The organism is Nocardia sp. bgisy134 (assembly GCF_057708325.1).
Genome location: NZ_JBYIRW010000014.1, coordinates 102,566 through 121,174 on the forward strand (window position 1 = coordinate 102,566; position 18,609 = coordinate 121,174).

General features: G+C 68.1%; 15 protein-coding genes. 12 read left to right on the forward strand and 3 right to left on the reverse strand.

Annotated features, from left to right (window positions below; all coding sequences use genetic code 11):
- Positions 1 to 153 precede the first annotated feature (153 nt).
- From AC3ERS_RS24010 to AC3ERS_RS24040, 7 genes are all read left to right on the forward strand, one after another.
- The gene (locus AC3ERS_RS24010) at positions 154 to 1,590 is read left to right on the forward strand and encodes a GuaB1 family IMP dehydrogenase-related protein (RefSeq protein WP_431970325.1); all 1,437 of its coding nucleotides are present in this window, start codon (positions 154 to 156) and stop codon (positions 1,588 to 1,590) included.
- 264 nt (positions 1,591 to 1,854) lie between these two features.
- Positions 1,855 to 3,243, forward strand: coding sequence for a hemolysin family protein (locus AC3ERS_RS24015; RefSeq protein WP_431970326.1), 1,389 nt, complete (start codon positions 1,855 to 1,857; stop codon positions 3,241 to 3,243).
- Entirely contained in the window at positions 3,236 to 4,300 is a 1,065-nt protein-coding gene (locus AC3ERS_RS24020; protein WP_431970327.1) for a hemolysin family protein, read from the forward strand. The genes AC3ERS_RS24015 and AC3ERS_RS24020 overlap by 8 nt, the downstream gene beginning before the upstream one ends.
- Positions 4,301 to 4,541: 241 nt before the next feature.
- Positions 4,542 to 5,477, forward strand: coding sequence for a 3-methyladenine DNA glycosylase (locus tag AC3ERS_RS24025; RefSeq protein ID WP_431970328.1), 936 nt, complete (start codon positions 4,542 to 4,544; stop codon positions 5,475 to 5,477).
- A gap of 91 nt (positions 5,478 to 5,568) precedes the next feature.
- Complete coding sequence (locus tag AC3ERS_RS24030) at positions 5,569 to 6,423, forward strand: helix-turn-helix transcriptional regulator (RefSeq protein ID WP_431970329.1); 855 nt, start codon at positions 5,569 to 5,571, stop codon at positions 6,421 to 6,423.
- Between the two features lie 76 nt (positions 6,424 to 6,499).
- Positions 6,500 to 7,288, forward strand: coding sequence for an SDR family NAD(P)-dependent oxidoreductase (locus AC3ERS_RS24035; RefSeq protein ID WP_431970330.1), 789 nt, complete (start codon positions 6,500 to 6,502; stop codon positions 7,286 to 7,288).
- A gap of 496 nt (positions 7,289 to 7,784) precedes the next feature.
- A complete protein-coding gene (locus AC3ERS_RS24040; RefSeq protein ID WP_431970331.1) occupies positions 7,785 to 9,296 on the forward strand; it encodes an L-type lectin family protein in 1,512 nt (503 codons plus the stop codon).
- A gap of 113 nt (positions 9,297 to 9,409) precedes the next feature.
- Here AC3ERS_RS24040 and AC3ERS_RS24045 read toward each other — a convergent pair whose 3' ends face one another.
- Complete coding sequence (locus AC3ERS_RS24045) at positions 9,410 to 10,801, reverse strand: MFS transporter (RefSeq protein WP_431970332.1); 1,392 nt, start codon at positions 10,799 to 10,801, stop codon at positions 9,410 to 9,412.
- 354 nt (positions 10,802 to 11,155) lie between these two features.
- Between AC3ERS_RS24045 and AC3ERS_RS24050 the strand changes: the two genes are divergently transcribed.
- A complete protein-coding gene (locus tag AC3ERS_RS24050; protein WP_431970333.1) occupies positions 11,156 to 12,655 on the forward strand; it encodes a class I adenylate-forming enzyme family protein in 1,500 nt (499 codons plus the stop codon).
- A 13-nt stretch (positions 12,656 to 12,668) separates the two neighbouring features.
- Here the strand turns inward: AC3ERS_RS24050 and AC3ERS_RS24055 are convergent, their stop codons facing one another.
- A complete protein-coding gene (locus AC3ERS_RS24055; protein WP_431970334.1) occupies positions 12,669 to 13,319 on the reverse strand; it encodes a TetR/AcrR family transcriptional regulator in 651 nt (216 codons plus the stop codon).
- A 104-nt stretch (positions 13,320 to 13,423) separates the two neighbouring features.
- On the opposite strand from AC3ERS_RS24055, the gene AC3ERS_RS24060 reads away from it, so the two are divergent.
- Positions 13,424 to 13,696 carry a hypothetical protein gene (locus tag AC3ERS_RS24060; protein WP_431970335.1) on the forward strand — a complete coding sequence of 91 codons (273 nt, stop codon included), beginning with the start codon at positions 13,424 to 13,426 and terminating at the stop codon, positions 13,694 to 13,696.
- Between the two features lie 18 nt (positions 13,697 to 13,714).
- On the opposite strand, the gene AC3ERS_RS24065 is transcribed toward AC3ERS_RS24060, so the two are convergent.
- Entirely contained in the window at positions 13,715 to 14,770 is a 1,056-nt protein-coding gene (locus AC3ERS_RS24065; RefSeq protein WP_431970336.1) for a glycoside hydrolase family 18 protein, read from the reverse strand.
- Positions 14,771 to 15,316: 546 nt separating this feature from the next.
- Between AC3ERS_RS24065 and AC3ERS_RS24070 the strand changes: the two genes are divergently transcribed.
- The 3 genes from AC3ERS_RS24070 (at position 15,317) to AC3ERS_RS24080 (ending at position 18,336) form a co-directional block, all read left to right on the forward strand.
- Complete coding sequence (locus AC3ERS_RS24070) at positions 15,317 to 16,891, forward strand: LVIVD repeat-containing protein (RefSeq protein WP_431970337.1); 1,575 nt, start codon at positions 15,317 to 15,319, stop codon at positions 16,889 to 16,891.
- Between the two features lie 2 nt (positions 16,892 to 16,893).
- The gene (locus tag AC3ERS_RS24075; protein ID WP_431970428.1) at positions 16,894 to 17,529 is read left to right on the forward strand and encodes a DUF305 domain-containing protein; all 636 of its coding nucleotides are present in this window, start codon (positions 16,894 to 16,896) and stop codon (positions 17,527 to 17,529) included.
- A gap of 81 nt (positions 17,530 to 17,610) precedes the next feature.
- Positions 17,611 to 18,336 (forward strand): PaaI family thioesterase, encoded by a 726-nt coding sequence (locus AC3ERS_RS24080; protein ID WP_431970338.1) that lies wholly within the window; start codon positions 17,611 to 17,613, stop codon positions 18,334 to 18,336.
- Positions 18,337 to 18,609 lie beyond the last annotated feature (273 nt).

Here is an 18,609-nt window from a genome sequence, read left to right on the forward strand (position 1 = left end):
CAGCTCCCAGCGAACCCACTGCGCCCGCCGATCGCGTTCGGGCACGCACTGTTACGCCACGCGCAAACGCCCGGTCCCGCTCGATGGGACCGCCCCAGCCGGTGCGCCGGAGAATTGCCGCGCGAGTCGTGAGTCCCGGTTAGTATTGGTCAAGTGCAGTTTCTCCCTGGACACCAGCCGCCGTACGACCTCACCTACGACGACATCTTCCTCGTCCCGAACCGGACCGACGTCGCGTCCCGTTTCGATGTGGATCTGTCGACCGTCGACGGTTCCGGCACCACCATTCCCATCGTCGTGGCGAACATGACCGCCGTCGCGGGCCGCCGCATGGCCGAGACCGTCGCCCGGCGCGGCGGCGTCGTGGTCCTGCCGCAGGATCTGCCGATCACCGCGGCCGCCGACACCATCGCCTTCGTCAAGAGCCGCTCGCTCACCGCCGACACCCCGGTCACGCTCGACCCGGATCGGTCGGTCTCCGAGGCCGTGGCGCTGATGCACAAGCGCGCGCACGGCGCACTGGTGGTGGTCGACGCGGGCAGGCCGGTCGGCGTGGTCACCGAGGGCGCGTGCACCGACGTCGACCGCTTCGCCCGTCTGCGCGAGGTAGCCGTCACCGATTTCGTCCAGGCGCCTGCCAGCACCTCCCCGCGCGAGCTGTTCGACCTGCTCGAGGCCGAGCACGCGCACCTTGCCGTGCTCACCGCCGAGGACGGCTCGCTGGCCGGCGTGATGACCCGCACCGGCGCCATTCGCACGGGCATCTACCAGCCGAACATCGACGGCAATGGCAAGTTGCGCGTGGCGGCCGCGGTCGGCATCAACGGCGACGTGGCCGCGAAGGCCAAGGCGCTGGTCGACTCGGGCGCCGACCTGCTCGTCATCGACACCGCGCACGGTCACCAGGAGAAGATGCTCGAAACGCTGCGCGCCGTCGCCGATCTCGGCCTCGGCGTGCCGCTGGTGGCGGGCAACGTGGTCTCCGCCGCGGGCACCCGCGATCTGGCCGCGGCGGGCGCGGACATCATCAAGGTCGGCGTCGGCCCCGGCGCCATGTGCACCACGAGGATGATGACCGGCGTCGGTCGCCCGCAGTTCTCCGCGGTGGCCGAATGCGCTACGGCCGCAAAGGAACTCGGCGTGCACATCTGGGCCGACGGCGGCGTCCGGCATCCGCGTGACGTGGCGCTCGCGCTGGCCGCGGGCGCGTCCAACGTGATGATCGGCTCCTGGTTCGCAGGCACCTACGAGTCGCCCGGCGACCTGCGGGTGGACCGCGACGGCAACGCCTACAAGGAGAGCTTCGGCATGGCCTCCAAGCGCGCCGTCGCCGCGCGCACCGCCACCGACAGCGGCTTCGACCGGGCCCGCAAGGCGCTGTTCGAGGAGGGCATCTCCAGCTCGCGCATGCGACTCGACCCGGAACGCCCCGGCGTCGAGGACCTGATCGACCACATCTGCTCCGGTGTGCGCAGCGCCTGCACCTACGCGGGCGCCCGCACGCTCACCGATTTCCACGACAAGGCCGTGCTCGGCGTGCAGTCCGCGGCGGGCTTCGCGGAAGGGCGTCCGCTGCCCAGCGGATGGTGAGCACCGACACGCGAACAGGACGCAGACCGGGCGACGCGATCCACCGCGTCGGCCGGTAACATGGTGGTTGCCGGGCCGCCCGGCACCACGATTTCCGCATGCCGAAAGGAACAAGTTGTCACCCGCGTCCGAGGGCGCCGCACAGGAGGGCTCCTCTACCGAGCCGGGTGACAAACCCGGCGCTCTCCTTCTCGCAGCAAGCCAGCCCGAACCAGCTTCTCCCCGCGTGTCCCGTAGTACCGCGCTCCGCGGGCGGTGTTGATCGTGTCCACCGTCCTCACCATTCTCAGCCTGGTCGGGTTCGTCGCCCTCACCGCAGGCACCGCGCTGTTCGTCGCGGCCGAATTCTCGCTCACCGCCCTGGAACGCAGCACCGTCGAGGCGCACGCCCGCACCGGTGACGTGCGCTCGCGGATGGTGCGTCAGGCGCACCGCACGCTCTCGTTCCAACTCTCGGGCGCCCAGCTCGGCATCACCATCACCACGCTGATCACGGGCTACATCGCCGAGCCGGTGCTCGCCCGCCTGCTGGCGCCGGTGTTCACCGCGGTCGGCATGAACTCGAGCGCGGCCGGCGGCGTCTCGCTGGCGCTGGCTCTGGTGCTGGCCACCTCGCTGTCGATGATCTACGGCGAGCTGGTGCCCAAGAACATCGCCATCGCCAAGCCGATGGCGACCGCGCGCATGACCGCGGGCCCGATGATCGCCTTCTCGGTGGTGTTCAAGTGGATGATCCACTTCCTGAACAGCAGCGCGAACTGGGTGGTGCGCCGCCTCGGCGTGGAACCCGCGGAGGAATTGCGCTCGGCGCGCTCGCCGCAGGAACTCGGCTCGCTGGTGCGCACCTCGGCGCAGCGCGGCGCGCTCGACCAGCGCACCGCCTTGGTGATGGACCGGTCGCTGCAGTTCGGCGAGCGCAGCGCCGAGGAGTTGATGACGCCGCGGGTGAAGGTGGAGTCGCTGGACAAGTCCGACACCATCGCCGATCTGATCGCCGCCGCCAGCCGCACCGGCTACTCCCGGTTCCCGGTGATCGACGGCGATCTCGACAACACCCTCGGCGTGGTGCACGTCAAGCAGGCGTTCACCCATCCCGCGAACGTGCGCCGCACCATCCCGCTGCAACTGCTGGCCCGCCCCGTTCCGGTGGTGCCCGCCAGTCTGGACGGTGACGAGGTGCTCGAACGCGTGCGCGCCGACGGTATGCAGGTCGCGCTGGTCGTCGACGAGTACGGCGGCACCGCGGGCCTGGTCACCATGGAAGACCTGATCGAGGAGATCCTCGGCGACGTGCGCGACGAGCACGACGAGGAGGAGCGCGACGTGCGCCGGGTCTCCGACGGCTGGGACTGCTCGGGCCTGCTGCGCATCGACGAGGTCTCGCGCGCCACCGGCTACGACGCGCCGGAGGGTGAATACGAAACCCTCGGCGGTCTGGTGCTGACCGGCCTCGGCCGCATTCCCGTGGTCGGCGACGAGGTGGTGCTGCCCAATTCCACGGCAGGCAACCGCCACCCGTACGAAAACGGCGACGGTGGCTGGATCGCCAGGGTCGAACGCATGGACGGCCGCCGCATCGACCGGGTCCGCCTGATTCCCGTCACACCGGAGGCGCTGATCGCCCACCCGTCGCAGGAGCACAGCCATGGGTGATCTGTTCGCTGTCCTGCTCACGGTGGTGCTGCTGGCGGGCAACGCCTTCTTCGTCGGCGCCGAGTTCGCGCTGATCTCCGCGCGGCGCGACCGCCTCGAGGCGCTGGCCGCCCAGGGTAAGCGCAACGCCACCACCGTCATCCGGGCCGGTGAGAACCTGTCGATGATGCTCGCCGCCGCGCAGCTCGGCATCACGATCTGTTCGATCCTGCTCGGTCGCGTCGGCGAGCCCGCCGTGGCGCACCTGCTGGAGGGGCCGTTCGAGCTGCTCGGCCTGCCCGATCAGCTGTTGCACCCGGTGGCCTTCGCGGTCGCGCTGACCATCGTGGTGATCCTGCACATTCTCTTCGGCGAGATGATCCCGAAGAACATCGCGCTGGCCGGGCCGGAACGCAGTGCGCTGCTGCTGGTTCCGATGCACCTGATGTGGTTGCGGATAGCCCGTCCGCTGATCGCGATCTACAACCTGGCGGCCAACCTGTCGCTGCGGCTGCTGCGCATCGAGCCCAAGGACGAGTTGGAGGCCACGGTCTCCAGCGTGGAGCTCGCCGAGATGATCGGCGAATCCCGTTCGGAGGGTCTGCTCGACGAGGAGGAGCACCGACGCCTCACCCAGGCGCTGGGCACCTCGGATCAGATCGTCGCCGATGTGATGGTGCCGCTGGCCACGACGCGCTCGGTGCCGTTGCGCGGCAACGGAACAACGCTCGGCGATGTCGAGACCGCGGTCACGGAGACCGGCTTCTCCCGCTACCCGGTGCGCGCCGACGACGGTTCGCTGGTCGGCTACCTGCACGTCAAGGACGTGCTGGACAAGGTCGCCGACGACGCCGCGGGCCCGAGCACCCCGATTCCGCGCACCGACATCCGTCCGCTCCCGACCGTCGGCGCGGCCACCACACTGTTCGAGGCGCTGGCCCGCTTGCGCCGCACCAGCAGCCACCTGGGCCGCGTCGTCGACGCTCGCGGCAACACCGTGGGCATCGTCGCGCTGGAGGACCTGGTCGAGGAGTTCGTCGGCACGGTCCGCGACACCACCCACCGGATCGCCGAATGATATTCCGCGCCATCGTGTTCCGTCGCGGTATCGCGCCGTGTGGCACGGTGGCGCGGTCCGGCTTCGCGCCACGCACTCCGTTGGGCCACCGAGCGGACGACGATCGGCTGCCGCGCAGCCTGCGTCGCCCGCACGGGCACGCGGGCCGGTTCACGCGCGATTCGGGCGGACAGCTGCCCGCCCGAATCGCCTTCCCCTGTGTGGCCCGCCGACTGGTCGGTGACGTCCGGGAGTCGGCGTGATGCTCGAAAGCGTTTTGGCGGAGGACGATTGGCGTGCGCGCGCCGCCGCGTACCGGGCGCGGCTGGACGAGCTCGTCGGGCCGTATCTGGAGCGGCGGGCCGCCGGTTCCACGCATCCGGTGATCGATTTCCTGTTCACCTACTACGGCAACAAGCCCGCGCAGTTGCGCCGGTGGCATCCCGGGTTCGGCGTCGGGTTGGCCGGTGCGCGCGAGTACGAGGGGGCGCGGGGCTACCACCGGGACGCGCGGCCCCGTCAGACCGGCACTCCCGAGTGGTCCGGCGCACCCGCGACCGATCGCGGGCCGGTGTTCGCGGCGGATCCCGTATACCTCGCCCGCCGCCGCGACACCATCGAATTCGTTGCGAACCTGTTGCGCGCCACTGCGTCCCGCCCCGCGCAGCTGTCCTGCTTCGGACTGCACGAGTGGGCCATGGTGTACCGCACCGACGACGTCCGCCATCGACAGGTGCCGCTGCGTCTCGGCTCGGCGGGCACCGACGCCGTGGTCGAGGCGATGTCGTTGCGCTGCACCCACTTCGACGCTTTCCGCTTCTTCACCCCGGAGGCCGTCGGCCGCAACGCCCAGCCGCTCGCCCGCGCCGACCAGGTGGCCAGGGAGCAGCCCGGCTGTCTGCACGCCAATATGGATCTCTACAAATGGAGCTTCAAGCTCGTCCCGCTGGTCTCCTCCGAGCTGGTTCTGGAGTCTTTCGAATTGGCATGCGCCGCCCGTGAACTCGACATGCGCGCCAGCCCCTATGATCTCGGCGCATACGGCTACACTCCGATTCCCATCGAAACCCCCTCCGGCCGTGCGGAATACGTCCGCCGACAGGCCGAACTAGCCGAGCGGGCCGCGACGCTGCGCGCCACCTTGCTCGCCACCTGCGAGAAGCTGCTCGAAGCAGGCGCTGAGCACGCCGTCGGATAAGCCGTCGCACGGCAAAGCATGTCGAGGTCGGACCCTGCCGGTCGAGTCCAGCGGCATGCGTCACCTTTGCCTCGAATTGTTACCGTGGCATATGCCCAGCGAATCCCCGGCGGCGGCGACTCTGCGCCGCGAGCAGCTCCGCGACTTCCTGCGCACCCGCCGCGCCCGGCTCACCCCCGATGACGTCGGCCTGGTCACCGCAGGAAAGCGGCGGACGCCGGGGCTGCGCAGAGAAGAGGTCGCCCTGCTGGCGGGGGTCGGCGTCTCCTGGTACACGTGGCTCGAGCAAGGACGCGATATCAAGGTGTCGGCCGAGGTGCTCGACGCGGTCGGGCGCGCGCTACGCCTCACCGAACCCGAGCGCGCGCACCTCTACGTGCTGGCCGGTCTCAATCCACCGACCGCCGGTGGCACACGCGACACCGAGGTCTCGCCGGAGCTTCGGCAGCTGGTCGACGCGTGGACACCGCGCCCGGCGATCCTGCGCGACCCCTACTGGAACCTGCTCGCGATCAACGACGTGACGCGCTCCGTCTTCGGCTACGGCGACACCGACCGCAACTGCCTCGTCTCGTTCTTCACCAACGCCCGCTACCGCGGCATGCACGACCCGTGGGCGACCACCGCGCCCGTGATCGTCGCGGCCTTCCGCGCCGATGCCGCCCGCGCGCCCGGCGATCCCGAATTCAGCCGCGTGGTGGACGAACTCACCGCCGCGAGCCCCGAATTCGCCGAGCTGTGGGCGCGCCACGATGTCGGCGTCCCGGGTCAAGGCGTGAAGGCGGTGCGCCATCCCGAGGCGGGCGACCTGTACTTCGATACGACCACCCTGATCGTCGCCGACCGCCCCGACCGCTACCTCGAGCTGTACAACCCGCGGCCGGGCACCACGACCGAACAGCGAGTCGCTCAGCTCCTGCGTATCCCGGTGGCCACCTCGGCCTGACCGCCAGGGTGGTGTTGCCGGACCCAGGTTGACCACGCACTGTTTGCCGCGCGCCGCACTCGGCAGGCTGAATGCCATGACACACAGCACTTCCCGATCGTTCGGCACCTCCCGTTACCAGGACAAGATCGCGCTCGTCACCGGCGGCTCCAGCGGTATGGGGCTGGCCACCGCCCGGCGGCTGCTCGCCGAGGGCGCCACGGTCGTGATCACCGGACGGGACAAGAGCCGCCTCGATGACGCCGTCGCGGAGCTGGGCGACGGTGACCGTGTCCTCGCGATCCCCGGTGACGCGTCCAGCCTCACCGATCTCGACGCGCTGACCGACGCGATCCGGGAGCGCTTCGGACGCCTTGACGTGGTCTTCGCCAACGCGGGCGTCGCCTCGTTCGGGCCGTACGCCGAGATCACCGAGGCCGAATTCGACCGCGTGGTCGATATCAACTTCAAAGGCGTGTTCTTCACCATCCAGAAGACGCTGCCACTGCTGCCCGACGGCGCGGCGATCGTCGTCAACGCCTCGTGGACGCTGCATCGAGGCATGCCGGGCGGCTCGCTCTACGCGGCGACCAAGGCAGCGGTGCACAACCTGGCGCACACTCTCGCCGCGGAGCTGGGCCCCCGGCGAATCCGCGTCAACTCGGTGAGCCCCGGCTACATCGAGACCCCGATGTTCGACGCCGAAGTGTCCGCCGAGGCGCGGGTCGCCGTCGTCGGCGAGGTGGTCGCCGGGCGCATCGGAACCGCCGAGGACGTCGCCGACGCCGTAGCGTTCCTGGCCTCTGAAGAGGCGTCCTACATCAACGGCCAGGACCTGATCATCGACGGCGGGCTGGTCGCCGCTATCCCGGGCAAACTCCTCTAGGCGAAACCTCTTCGGTTGCAAGGAGCGTCGTCGGCCACTGCGGCGGGCTCGTCCCGGCGCACAAGAAGGCGGCGCTCCGCTTCCCTCGTTCGACGAAGTCGATAGTTTCCTGAATACCGGGAACTGTCACGGTAAATTTCCGACCAATGCCGACTACGCACGTCTTATTGGTACCCAAGGGTATTCCGCACCCAGGCATTGGGACCGCATGCACTGTCGGCGGCTCCGGGCCCGGCACGACGACGCCAGCGGATACCCCGTCAAAGGACGAAGCGGGGCGACAGGCCGGACGACCAGGCGAGTGAATCGTGCCCGGTCACGTAACGAATCACGTTGCATTCCAGCCCACTTTGCGCTTCTGACCAGGACAGCCGTTCTGGCGAGAACCACAGTTCCGGCGAGATCGAATGCGCTATCTTTATTGTGGAGTACTGGTCAGATCTACATGGCGCAATCTCTCATCTCATGGCACATCCAGCCCGAGGAGGATTCGACTATGACGACGTTCGCACCAGTCACCATTCAGCAGGCGCAATTCCCGATCGTCGAATCGTTCACCCAGGACGCCGTGACCAACCCGCACTGGCAGCTGCTCGGCAGCGCTCGGCTGAACGGCGGCAGCCTGGAGCTCACCCCCAACGCCAATTCCCAGGCCGGGACGGCGTTCCTCGATCAGGCGTTCTCGTCCAAGCTCGGCGTCACCATCGACTTCGATTACTCCTGCGAGGGAGGATCCATGCTCGGTGACGGCTTCAGCGTCTACGTGATCGACGGCGAGCACACGACGCAACCCGGCGGCATCGGCGCCGCACTCGGCTACTCCTTCACGAAAGCGTCGCAGGAACAAATCGTCGCGCCGGGAGTCACAGCCGGGTTCGTGGGCGTCGGCTTCGACAATTACGGGAACTTCGCCACGCCGCTCGCCGGTACGGGAGGCGGCGCGCAACGGCCCAACACCGCCGGGGTCCGCGGACCCGGCAGTCTGCGGGAGGGGTTCCGCTGGCTGACCGGCGTGCAGGTGCCGGGCGGATTCCGCGCGGCGTGGGAGCGCGGTGCGCACATCCAGATCTCCATCATCGGCGGCCGGCTGACCGTACGGCACGCGGACAAAGCCAACCCGAACGGCACCCTGCTGATCGACAACTTCGATCTCGCCAGCACCAACGGTAAGGCGCCTGTGCCCGAGACCTTCAAGCTGGGGCTGGCGGCCGGAACGGGTGCCGCGACCGCGTCCCACCGGATCAGGAACCTGACGGTGACCCTGCCCGCGGACATGCCGCTGGAGATGACCGGCCCGGAGACGGCGAAGTCGGGACATCGGATCTCCTACACCATCGGCGTGCAGAATCTCGGCCCCAACGACACCCCTGACGCCGTGTTGGAGGGCGCGATTCCGACCGAACTGACCGACTTGGAGCTGACCTGCCGACCCGAGAACGGGGCCGTCTGCGGCACCGGTTCGGTCCGGGACGGCTTGTACCTGCCGATCGACCTGCCCAAAGGCAGCAAGGCGACCGTCACCCTGTCCGGCACCATCGACCCGCAGTTCGAGGGCCGGCTCACCTGCACCAGCATGATCACGTCGCCGTCGCGCGCCAATACCGCCAAGCAGCACTCCGGCTCGGTCACCACCGACGTCGAGCGGCCGCCCGTCACCGTCACCCCCGAGATCGTCGGGCAATGGGCCCAGACGTGGCCCGAGGACGCGAAGGGGTGGGTCATCAGCTACAAGCTCACCCTGGCCGCCCATGAGCAGCGGGTGGTGTGGTGGGAGATCCGCTTCGACGTACCGCCGCGAACCCGCATCAATCCCCAGCAGACGCAGTGGTACAAGGTGATCAAGGACGGCACCGACGGATCCGTCGTCATCGCTACACCGGACGACACCCACACCGTCGAGCCAGGCACGCCCCTGCCCGTGGCCGTGCAGCTGCTCTACCCGTCACAGCACGAGGCCGGTGACGGCACCCTGCGCAACCTCCAGGCCACCGAGGTGACCCACCCGTAGGCCCGGGGTCGAAGCATCACCGAGAACCTGGTGACCCGCCGGGGGGTGAAGAACCAACCCCGGCGGGAAACCCAAGCGGCACCGGTCCGGAGACCGGTGCCGCTGAATCCGGTTCAGGTGTAGAGATGTTCGCCGGGCACAGCGGTTGCCGACGCACGCACCTCGGCGGGATTGGTCTCCCTCAGCACCCAGGCACTGAAGACGGTGACCAGCCCCATCAGCGCGAGATACACCGAAACGAGCACAGTGGTACCGGTATTCGCGATCAGCGCGGTCATGATGAACGGGGTTCCGCCGCTGATGGTGATCGCGGCCAGCTGATACGCCAGTGACGCACCCGAGTAACGCAACCGGGGCTCGAACAGTTCGCCCATGAAAGCGGCCAGCGGACCGTAGGTCATCGATTGGAGGATCGTGCCCACCGTGATGGCGACAGCGAACAGCGGAAGTTTCGCGGTATCGACCAGCCAGAAGTACGGGAAGGCCCAGATCACCAGACCGATACCGCCGAAGAGAATCATCGGCCGACGTCCGACCCGGTCCGATCTGGCGCCCGACCACAGGATCACCGCGCAACCGATCAGGGAGGCTACCAGCGATATGGTCAGTATGTCGTTGCGCTTCATGCCGAGCTCCCGGGTCCCGTAGCTGAGCACGCCCGCGATGCTGATGTAGAAGGAGGCGTTGGTGGCGGCGAGCAGACCGCAGCCGAGCAGGATCTTGCGCCAGTGCATCCGAAGCGCCTCCGACAGCGGTGCGGCGACGACCTGCTCGGCACGTTTGCTCGCTACTTCCTGTTGCAGCGCATGGAATTCGGGCGTGTCCTCGACCTTGGTCTGGATGTAGAGCACGACAGGGAACAGCAGCGCGCTACAGAGGAACGGCACCCGCCAACCCCAGCTCAGAAACGCCTCGTTCGACAGGGCCGAGGTCGCGACGAGGAACACCAGGTTTCCGAGGACCACGCCGAGCGGGACACCCATCTGCCCGAAAGTCCCTGCGAATCCTCGCTTTTTCGGACTCGCGGATTCGGTGAGCAGCAGCACGATCCCACCCCACTGCCCGCCACATGCCATACCCTGCACGAAGCGCATCGCGACCAGCAGTATCGGTGCGGCGACGCCGATGGAGTGCGCACCGGGCAGACAGCCGATGAGGAAGGTCGCGAATCCCATCGCGAGCAGGCAGACGACCACGGCGGGCTTGCGGCCGTACTTGTCGCCGAAGTGTCCGGCCAGCACGCCGCCGAGCGGGCGAGCCACGAATCCCGCCCAGAAGGTGCTGAACGAGAGCAATGTGCCCATCAGCGCCGAGCTGTCCGGGAAGAACACCTTCGGAAAGACCAGTGCGGCGGCTGTTCCGTACAGGAAGAAGTCGTACCACTCGATCGAGCTGCCGACGAGTCCTGCGGCAAGGAGTCTGCGATGCCCGCGACTTCTTTCCTGTTCTGGTGTCGATGCCTTTTCGGTGGCGGGGCCTACCGGTTCCAGTGGCGGTGCGGTCATGCGCATACTCCTCGAGCTGGGGTGGATCACTCACAGACACGCAGAAAACAAACTTGACGTCAGATTCATGTGAGTGCGCCCAGTGTGGAGCAGCGAGAAAGTAATGTCAATCACACTTGTCAAGCAGCGCCTACGGCCGCCCACATAGAACCTGACGCCTTCCCGCGCCGCCGAGCAGAGCCGCCGATACCACCGCATTCCGAACGGCCGGTAGGCGCAATCCATCCCCCTTTCGCCGCAAAACGCCAGCTCATCGACATCATTGGGGCCAGTTCCGCAGAAAACATAATCTTGACGTCAGTTTCATATACGCTGACCGCGGTCCCCGCACAGTTCGTCTCGAAGGATCCGCCGATGGTCAATGTCGTCGACCCCGTCCGCCGTCACGCCGTAGCCACTCCCGACGCCGTCGCGCTCCGATCCGAGCGAGGCGAATGGAGCTACCGGCAGCTGTATTCGCTGAGTGCGCGGTACGCGGGCGCGCTCACGGCCGCGGGCCTGCGCGCGGGCGATCGAGCCCTGCTCGCCGCGCCATCGGTGCCGGAGTTCGTTGTGGCGTATTTGGGGATCCAGGCAGCGGGATGCGTTGTCGTGCCGGTGAACACGATGTCGACCCGCGCCGAAGTCGAATACGTCCTCACCGATGCGGGATGTTCGCTGGCCATCGGCTGGCACGGTCTCGGCCCGGCCGTCGCGGAAGCCGCGGAGAGCATCGGCATACCGTTCTGGTCTCTGACGGACGGTGCGCGCGTGGCCGCGCCTGCCGGCCCGTGTGTAGACCGCGACGCGGAGGAGACCGCGGCCATCCTCTACACCTCGGGGACCACAGGCCGCCCCAAGGGCGCCCAGCTCACCGTCGGAAACCTCTTGGCGGGCGGCGAGATCGGCGTGGCCTCCAGTCGCGGGACAGCGGCCGATCGCACCGGGACCGGGCTACCCCTGTTCCACGTGTTCGGGCAGTCCGCGGTGATGATGCCCTGCTTCACCGGCGGTGGATCGCTGTCGTTGCTCGGCCGGTTCGATCCGGTCGCGATGCTCGGGATGCTGCGTCGTGATCGACTGACCATCATGGCCGGCGTGCCGACCATGTGGAATGCCATGCTGCATGCGGCCGAGGCCGCGGACCCGGACGATTTCCGGCAGTTGCGGGTCGCCATCTCCGGGGGCGCGTCCTTGCCCGGCGAGATCGCGCGCCAGTTCGAGAAGACCTTCGGCTGCACGATCCTCGAGGGGTACGGGCTCACCGAGACCACCGCGTTCGGCACCTTCAACGATCTCGACCGCGGCGCGAAGATCGGCTACACCGGTCGTGCCGTCCCCCGGCTCCGCGTCGAGGTCCGAGACCCGGAGGGGAACGCATGTCCGCCCGGCCACATCGGCGAGGTGTTCATTCAGGGCGACACCGTGATGAAGGGCTACTGGGGCAGGCCAGAGGCCACCGCCGAGGCGCTCTCCCCCGACGGCTGGTTCCGCACCGGAGATCTGGGCGAATTCGATGAAGACGGCGATCTGCGCATCGTCGACCGCGTCAAGGACCTGATCATTCGCGGCGGCTACAACGTGTATCCGGGTGAAGTGGAGGAGGTCCTCTACCAACATCCCGACGTGATCGAAGCCGCCGTGGTCGGCGTGCCCGATCCGCATTACGGCGAGGAGGTCGCCGCGGTCATCGTCACTGTCCCCGATTCACCGTTGGACGCCGACGGCATCGATAGCTGGACCCGGGAACGCTTGTCCGCCTACAAGATTCCGCGGATCGTGAAGTTCACCGACGCCCTTCCGAAGGGCGCGACGGGCAAGATCCTCAAGCGATCCATCGACCGCGAATCGCTGCGAGGCGAATCTCGTCGGTGATCGCGCGCCTCGTTCACACCGGCGGCGCGCCGTGGACCAGGCCGATGCCACGCACCCACAGCGTGGACAGGGTGGCCGCGGCCGCGTCGGTGTCGATCTCGGCGTCGGTCTTGGCCCACTGGGCACAGAACTCGCGGACCATGCCGCACAGCGCCGTCGCCGCGTAGGCGGCGTCGATATCGACTGCGGCGAGACGGCTTTCCTGCAGCCGGGTGATCATCTGTGTGGCCCGGTCGATGAACAGTGCGATCTCGGCTTGGAGCAGTTCGTCGATCTCGGGGTTGAGCCCGGCGACCTCACCCCACATGAGCATCAGGCGGGCATGATCGCGGAACGCGAGCACGTAGGCGCGCACCGCCGCTTCGATCGCCTCGACGGCCGTGCGGGGCTCGGTGCCCAGCCGTGAGCGCACCTTCTGGCGCATGTCGGCGATGAGATTCAGCACCACCGCCTGAAAGATCGCTTCCTTGGAGTCGAAGTAGACGTAGAAGGTCCCGTGCGCGACGCCGGCCTCGGTGACGACATCGGCGACCCGCGTTTCCACGAACCCGAGCCGCGCGAAGACCAACTCGGCGGCCTCGATCAGTTTCGTGCGGGTCCGCTCCCCGCGGGCCGTCAATGCCGGCGCATGCTTGCCGGTCCGCGCGTTCACCGATTGCGACACGAGATCATCGTCCCAAACAGGTGCGGACGCCGATGACTACGGGCCCCGCGACCGGCCCCCGCCCGTATCCCCGGGGTCAGTCGAATTCGGCCCGGAGCAGATCGGTGAACACGCCGATCGGATCGTGCCAGCACGCGCTCACCCTCATCGCCGCGCTCGTGCACGCGGGCACGCCGCTCACCCCAGAGCACCTTGCCGTCGCGCTGGATCGGCCCCTCGACCAAGTGACTTCGGCGCTGCACGAAGCCGACCGCCACCCCGACCTCGCGGACCCGGTCGCAGTGCGCGGCAACAAGTCCGGCGCCTTCTATGTGGCCGCACGGCCCGATCGCCTCACCACCGCCCAGCGGCGAAGGCTTGCCCGGAACGCTTCGTAGATCGCGGGGCCCATGCTGTTACCGCAGAGGGGCGCACCACTCGCGGCGGTAGATGGCCCAATCTTCCGGTGTCGCAGCGAAATCGACGTACAGCGCCACACCGAAGGCCGGTCGCCGAGAGTCATTTCGGCTCAATGCCAATCGGATTGCGCGCACCGCGTTGGCAACCGTCTCCGCCGCGCCGTGATGCCCTGGATCGTCCGCCCAGAAAGCGGGCAGCCCCATCAGCAGGTCGACACTCGCCGGGGTGACCTCGAGCGCGAGCGCGGTCTGCTGAGCGACGTACCCGCCATACAGGGAACCCCACGGCATAGAGGTGTCATACGACATCAGCGCTATCTGATCTACGCGGCGCGCCACGTCGGCGAAATACCCTTGCGACCACCACTTTCCGTGATCGAACACAGTGATTCCGACCGAGTGCAGCCCCGGCAGTGGGTCGATCTGCGGAGCCGACACCGACAGCGGTGCGCCTCGGCTCGCGGTGACGGCGCGCACCTGGTCCAGCAATGTCAGGTAGCCGGACGTGCCCGACCGCACCGGCTCCAGATCGAGGTGGACACCGTCGAAACCGAGGTCGACAACCCTGGTGGCGGAGGCGGTGATGCGGTCGCGGACGGCGGCTTCGTCCAGATGCAGACCGTCGAATTCGGGGGCGACGACGTCGCCGAGCCAGGACTGCACCCGTATCCCGGGCAGTGCACGATGTACCGCATCGACGAACCACTGTGCCCGCGGGTGTAATTCGCCGCGCAGACTGCCGTTGTGCTCGAGCGGGCCGGTGTGCACGTAAAGGTCCTTGATGCCGGTGGCGGCCAACGTGGTCACCAATCCAGCCACGTCGGTGTCGGTTTTTCGGCTGTCGACCCAGGCGTGGCCGAGCCACACCGCGTCCCGCCCTCTGGTGCGCGCGTCCGCGCTGGGTTCACCGGCGAACTCGAATCGCAGTGCGACCGCGGCCGCTCCCACCGGAAGCAGCAGCATCGCAAGCACCAGCCCCGCGGCTACCGTGGCGCGGCGCCGCCGCGACCAACCCCGCCACCGAATCCCCGCGCTCAGCAACCAGCCCCGCACTTTTGTCCCTCCCCGAGCCACGACCCGAGCCGCCTGTCTTGCCTGCCGCTCGCCTCGGTCGATCCCGACACTACCAATTCGCGTCAGCCACAACGCAGACCCACGACCGACGGCTGCGGGCTTGTCTCACCGCACAAGAGAGGCACCACTCCACTTCCCTCCGACGACAAAGTCGGTAGCCCCCTTAACATCGAGAGCTGTCCCAGTAGACGAGACTGTCGGTAACAATCAACGCTCCCAGCCACGGCAGCCCGGGGTCTGTCGTGCAGCTGCCATACAGCGCAATTCTTCACCAAGAGCACCGGCGGGACCAGCGCCAACCCCGTCGACAGCCGCGTACGAGCACTCGTCGACGCGGACGGAAAACCGCTGAGATCAGCCACACCCCGAGCAGCGGGAAAACGCAAGCAACAAACCGAACATTTGGGATTTCTCCAGAACCCGTTCCGCAAGTTACTCCCCATTACTACCATTCAGTCAGATCGTGTCACTGTCCCAGTCAGCGACGCGCTATGACCGCGAACAAGGAAGTGGGGGATCGCAACGATGCACTCTCTGTCACGATTGCGCCGCATCAGACCGGTCGCACTGCTCACCGCTGCGGTGATCACCGCGATGATGGTGCCCGGCAGCGCCTCGGCCGATCTGCAATCCGATATCGCCACCGCCGTCCAGGAATTCCTGGATGTCGGGCGCAAATCGGTGCCACGCGCGGATTGCGGACCGGGCTCGATGCCGGAACCCGGTCTCCAGGGCGACGTGCCCGCTGCCGATCGCGACAGCGGACGCAGCACGCAGGGCTACCGGTGCAACATGTCGATGATCGGCCAATTCGCCGGGCGCGGAGCGAGTATCATATCCGCCAGCTTCGACCACTGCGCCTACATGGGCTCGTTCTTTCCCGGCGACCTGATCGGCGAGGGCCGCGGCGTCCAGGTGCTCGACGTCTCGGATCCGGCCAACCCGCGCCCCACGGTCACCCTCGCCGAACCCGCCATGCTCGCGGGCACGTGGGAGAGCCTGAAGGTCAACGCCGAGCGAAAACTGCTGGTAGGAACCGGCGTCCCGGTCGGCACCGGCGTAGGCTACCTGTCCGTCTACGACATCTCCGACTGTGCGCACCCGCGCCTGCTCAACCCGGGCCCCGGCACCAATCTGCTGATGCCCCTGCCGATCACGACCCACGAGGGCGGCTTCTCCCCCGACGGCCGAACCTACTGGGCATCCGGCATCGCCCCCGGTTTCGTCAGCGCGGTCGACCTCACCGATCCGGCGAGTCCGCGCGTCGTCTGGCAGGGCCTCACCGGCATCGAGGCCCACGGCTTCGGCATCAGCCCCGACGGCAATCGCATGTACCTGTCCGCGCTCGGCGGTTTCACCGTGCTCGACATCAGCGCCGTGCAGCGCCGCGACCCGAACCCGCAGGTGCACCACCTCGGCCGCACCTTCTGGACCGACGGCTGGGCGACCCAGCACAGCATCCCCGTCAGCTACGACGGCAAGCCGTACCTGTTCACTGTCGACGAAGGCGGTTCCGGCGGGGTGAAACTCATCGACGTCGCGAACGACAGCGCACCGAAGGTGGCCAACAAGCTGAAGCTCGAGATCAACCTGCCCCAGCACATCGACGCCAATATCGGCTCTTCGATGGGCGGTTCGGCCTTCTCCTACGAATCGCACTACTGCGCCGCCGACCGGCAGGACGATCCCACGGCGCTCGCCTGCGGCTGGACCTCCTCCGGCATCAGGGTCTTCGACGTGCGCGATCCGTTCGCGGTCCGCGAGATCGCCTACTTCAACCCGCCCGCGCGCACCGGACGCAATCTCGAGCTCTGGAACTCCCCGCACGCGCTGTCCTCGATCATCGGCGTTCCGCTGATGAGCGCACCGCCCGCGGCGCGCGCGGTGCTGGAGGGACAGTTCAACCCGGCCGACGCGCTCACCCCGCGCACCGGACGGCTCGCCTTCGGCGACGTCTCCACCGACTGGTGTTTCTCCCCGCCGGAATGGCGCGGCAACGAGCTCTACGTCGCGTGCTCGGACAACGGGTTCATGGTGCTGCGGCTGGACGACGTGGTGTACACCCCGCCCGCCGACCAGCGTTCGATCGTCGGCTCGTGAGAGTGCCGCGCGGGGCGCGGATCGCCGCGTTCGCCTCGGTCGCCCTGCTCCTGCTGGCGATCGGGGCGGCGCTGCGGCCCCTGGCATTGCCCGAGAAACACACCGCCGCACCGGTACTCGACATCGTCGAGATCGGTTTCGCCCAGGACATGACGGCCCATCACCAGCAGGCGCTGCTGATGACCCAGCGCCTCGATCCGGATGCGGGGCCAACCGTCCGCCGCGTCGCCGAGCAGCTGGCCGACACCCAACGGATCGAGATCGGCACCATGCTGGGCTGGTTGCGCTTGGCCGACGCGTCACCCCTGTCGTCGCGACCGATGACGTGGATGACGAATACCACTGCGGCGCATCAGCATTCGACGTACCCATCGGACGCGCCGATGCTGGGGACGGCGAGCACATCCGAACTCGACGCACTGGCCACGGCGCGGGGCCGTGAGGCCGAGATCCTGTTCCTGCAACTCATGATTCGCCATCACCAGGGCGGGATCACGATGGCCATGGCCGCCGATCGGCAGCTCGACGGCGGGCCGGTCAAAGAGACGGCGCGATCGATGGTGCAGTCCCAGGGCCAAGAGGTCGGCGTGATGAGCCTGCTGCTGACCCAGCTCGGGGGTGAGCTGCTTCCGCAGTGATCGCGCGGCCGCCGTCGGCGCCGTTCGGACCCGCCGGTATCGTCGGTGCCGATAGGGCCGGGAGAGGGTTTGGTGCGGTAGATGATTCAGGTGGACGAGATCACTGTTCCCGAGCACGTCCAAGGCTATCCGGACGTCGCCTTCGGCGGGTTCGTCGCCGGCGTCCTCGCGACTCGCTGCTCCGCTCCCACCGCGCGGGTCGACTTCCGCGCCAAGGTGCCGGTCGGCACACCACTCGCGCTGACGCGCACCGCCGTGAACGGCACCTCCCTCACCGACGCGGAGGGGAAGGTCCTCGCCGAGATCGGCGCGGCGACGCTGTCGCTCGACATTCCGCCCGCGCCGAGCTGGGCCGACACCGAGGCCCTCACGGCGGGCGTCCTCGCGTCGGGCGAACGCCCCGTCACCAACTGCTACGGCTGCGGCGCGGCGTGCGCCCCAGGCCGAGGCCTGCGCTTGTTCCCCTGGGTGCTGCCCGGCCGTGATCTCGTTGCCGCCGCGTGGGTCCCAGACCCGGCGCTGGGCGCGGCGGACGGCAGCGTCACCACCGAGAACGTGTGGGCCGCGCTCGACTGCCCCGGCGGCCATGCGGGATTCCTGCTGTCCGGCATGCGCCGCGGCGCGGTCACCGCCGCCCTCACCGCGACGCTGCTGCGGCCCATCCGCGCGGGCGAACCACACATCGCCCACGCCTGGCCGATCGAGCAGGACGGCCGCAAATACACCGTGGGCATCGCCCTCTCGACCGCGGCGGGCGAACTGTGCGCGATCTCCGAAGCACTCTGGATCGAGCCGCGCGACCGGTAGTCGACACCGCGCGCGAAAAGGAAAACCCCCGGCCGCGGGGGCCAGGGGTTATCGAACTCGATCAGCGCCGAATCACAGCGGAGGAAAACCCGCCGAGCCGGTGGCCAGCCAGTTCCAGAAGGCCGCGGCGCGGTTGGTGATCAGGGCGACAATGTCGAGAACGGTGCTTCCCATACTTTCCTTACCTCTCACATTTGTAAATGCTCGCCGACCCGGTTCCGTCGAGCCAGGTCAGAAGTAGTTTTCCCACTCCATGCTGAGCGGCGAGCACTG

Bases quoted from the DNA above. Each gene is read 5' to 3' on its own strand.
- AC3ERS_RS24070 (WP_431970337.1), top strand. From the start codon at position 15,317: ATGCACTCTCTGTCACGATTGCGCCGCATCAGACCGGTCGCACTGCTC.
- AC3ERS_RS24030 (WP_431970329.1), top strand. From the start codon at position 5,569: ATGCCCAGCGAATCCCCGGCGGCGGCGACTCTGCGCCGCGAGCAGCTC.
- AC3ERS_RS24040 (WP_431970331.1), top strand. From the start codon at position 7,785: ATGACGACGTTCGCACCAGTCACCATTCAGCAGGCGCAATTCCCGATC.
- AC3ERS_RS24045 (WP_431970332.1), bottom strand. From the start codon at position 10,801: ATGACCGCACCGCCACTGGAACCGGTAGGCCCCGCCACCGAAAAGGCA.
- AC3ERS_RS24050 (WP_431970333.1), top strand. From the start codon at position 11,156: ATGGTCAATGTCGTCGACCCCGTCCGCCGTCACGCCGTAGCCACTCCC.
- AC3ERS_RS24020 (WP_431970327.1), top strand. From the start codon at position 3,236: ATGGGTGATCTGTTCGCTGTCCTGCTCACGGTGGTGCTGCTGGCGGGC.
- AC3ERS_RS24080 (WP_431970338.1), top strand. From the start codon at position 17,611: ATGATTCAGGTGGACGAGATCACTGTTCCCGAGCACGTCCAAGGCTAT.
- AC3ERS_RS24025 (WP_431970328.1), top strand. From the start codon at position 4,542: ATGCTCGAAAGCGTTTTGGCGGAGGACGATTGGCGTGCGCGCGCCGCC.
- AC3ERS_RS24035 (WP_431970330.1), top strand. From the start codon at position 6,500: ATGACACACAGCACTTCCCGATCGTTCGGCACCTCCCGTTACCAGGAC.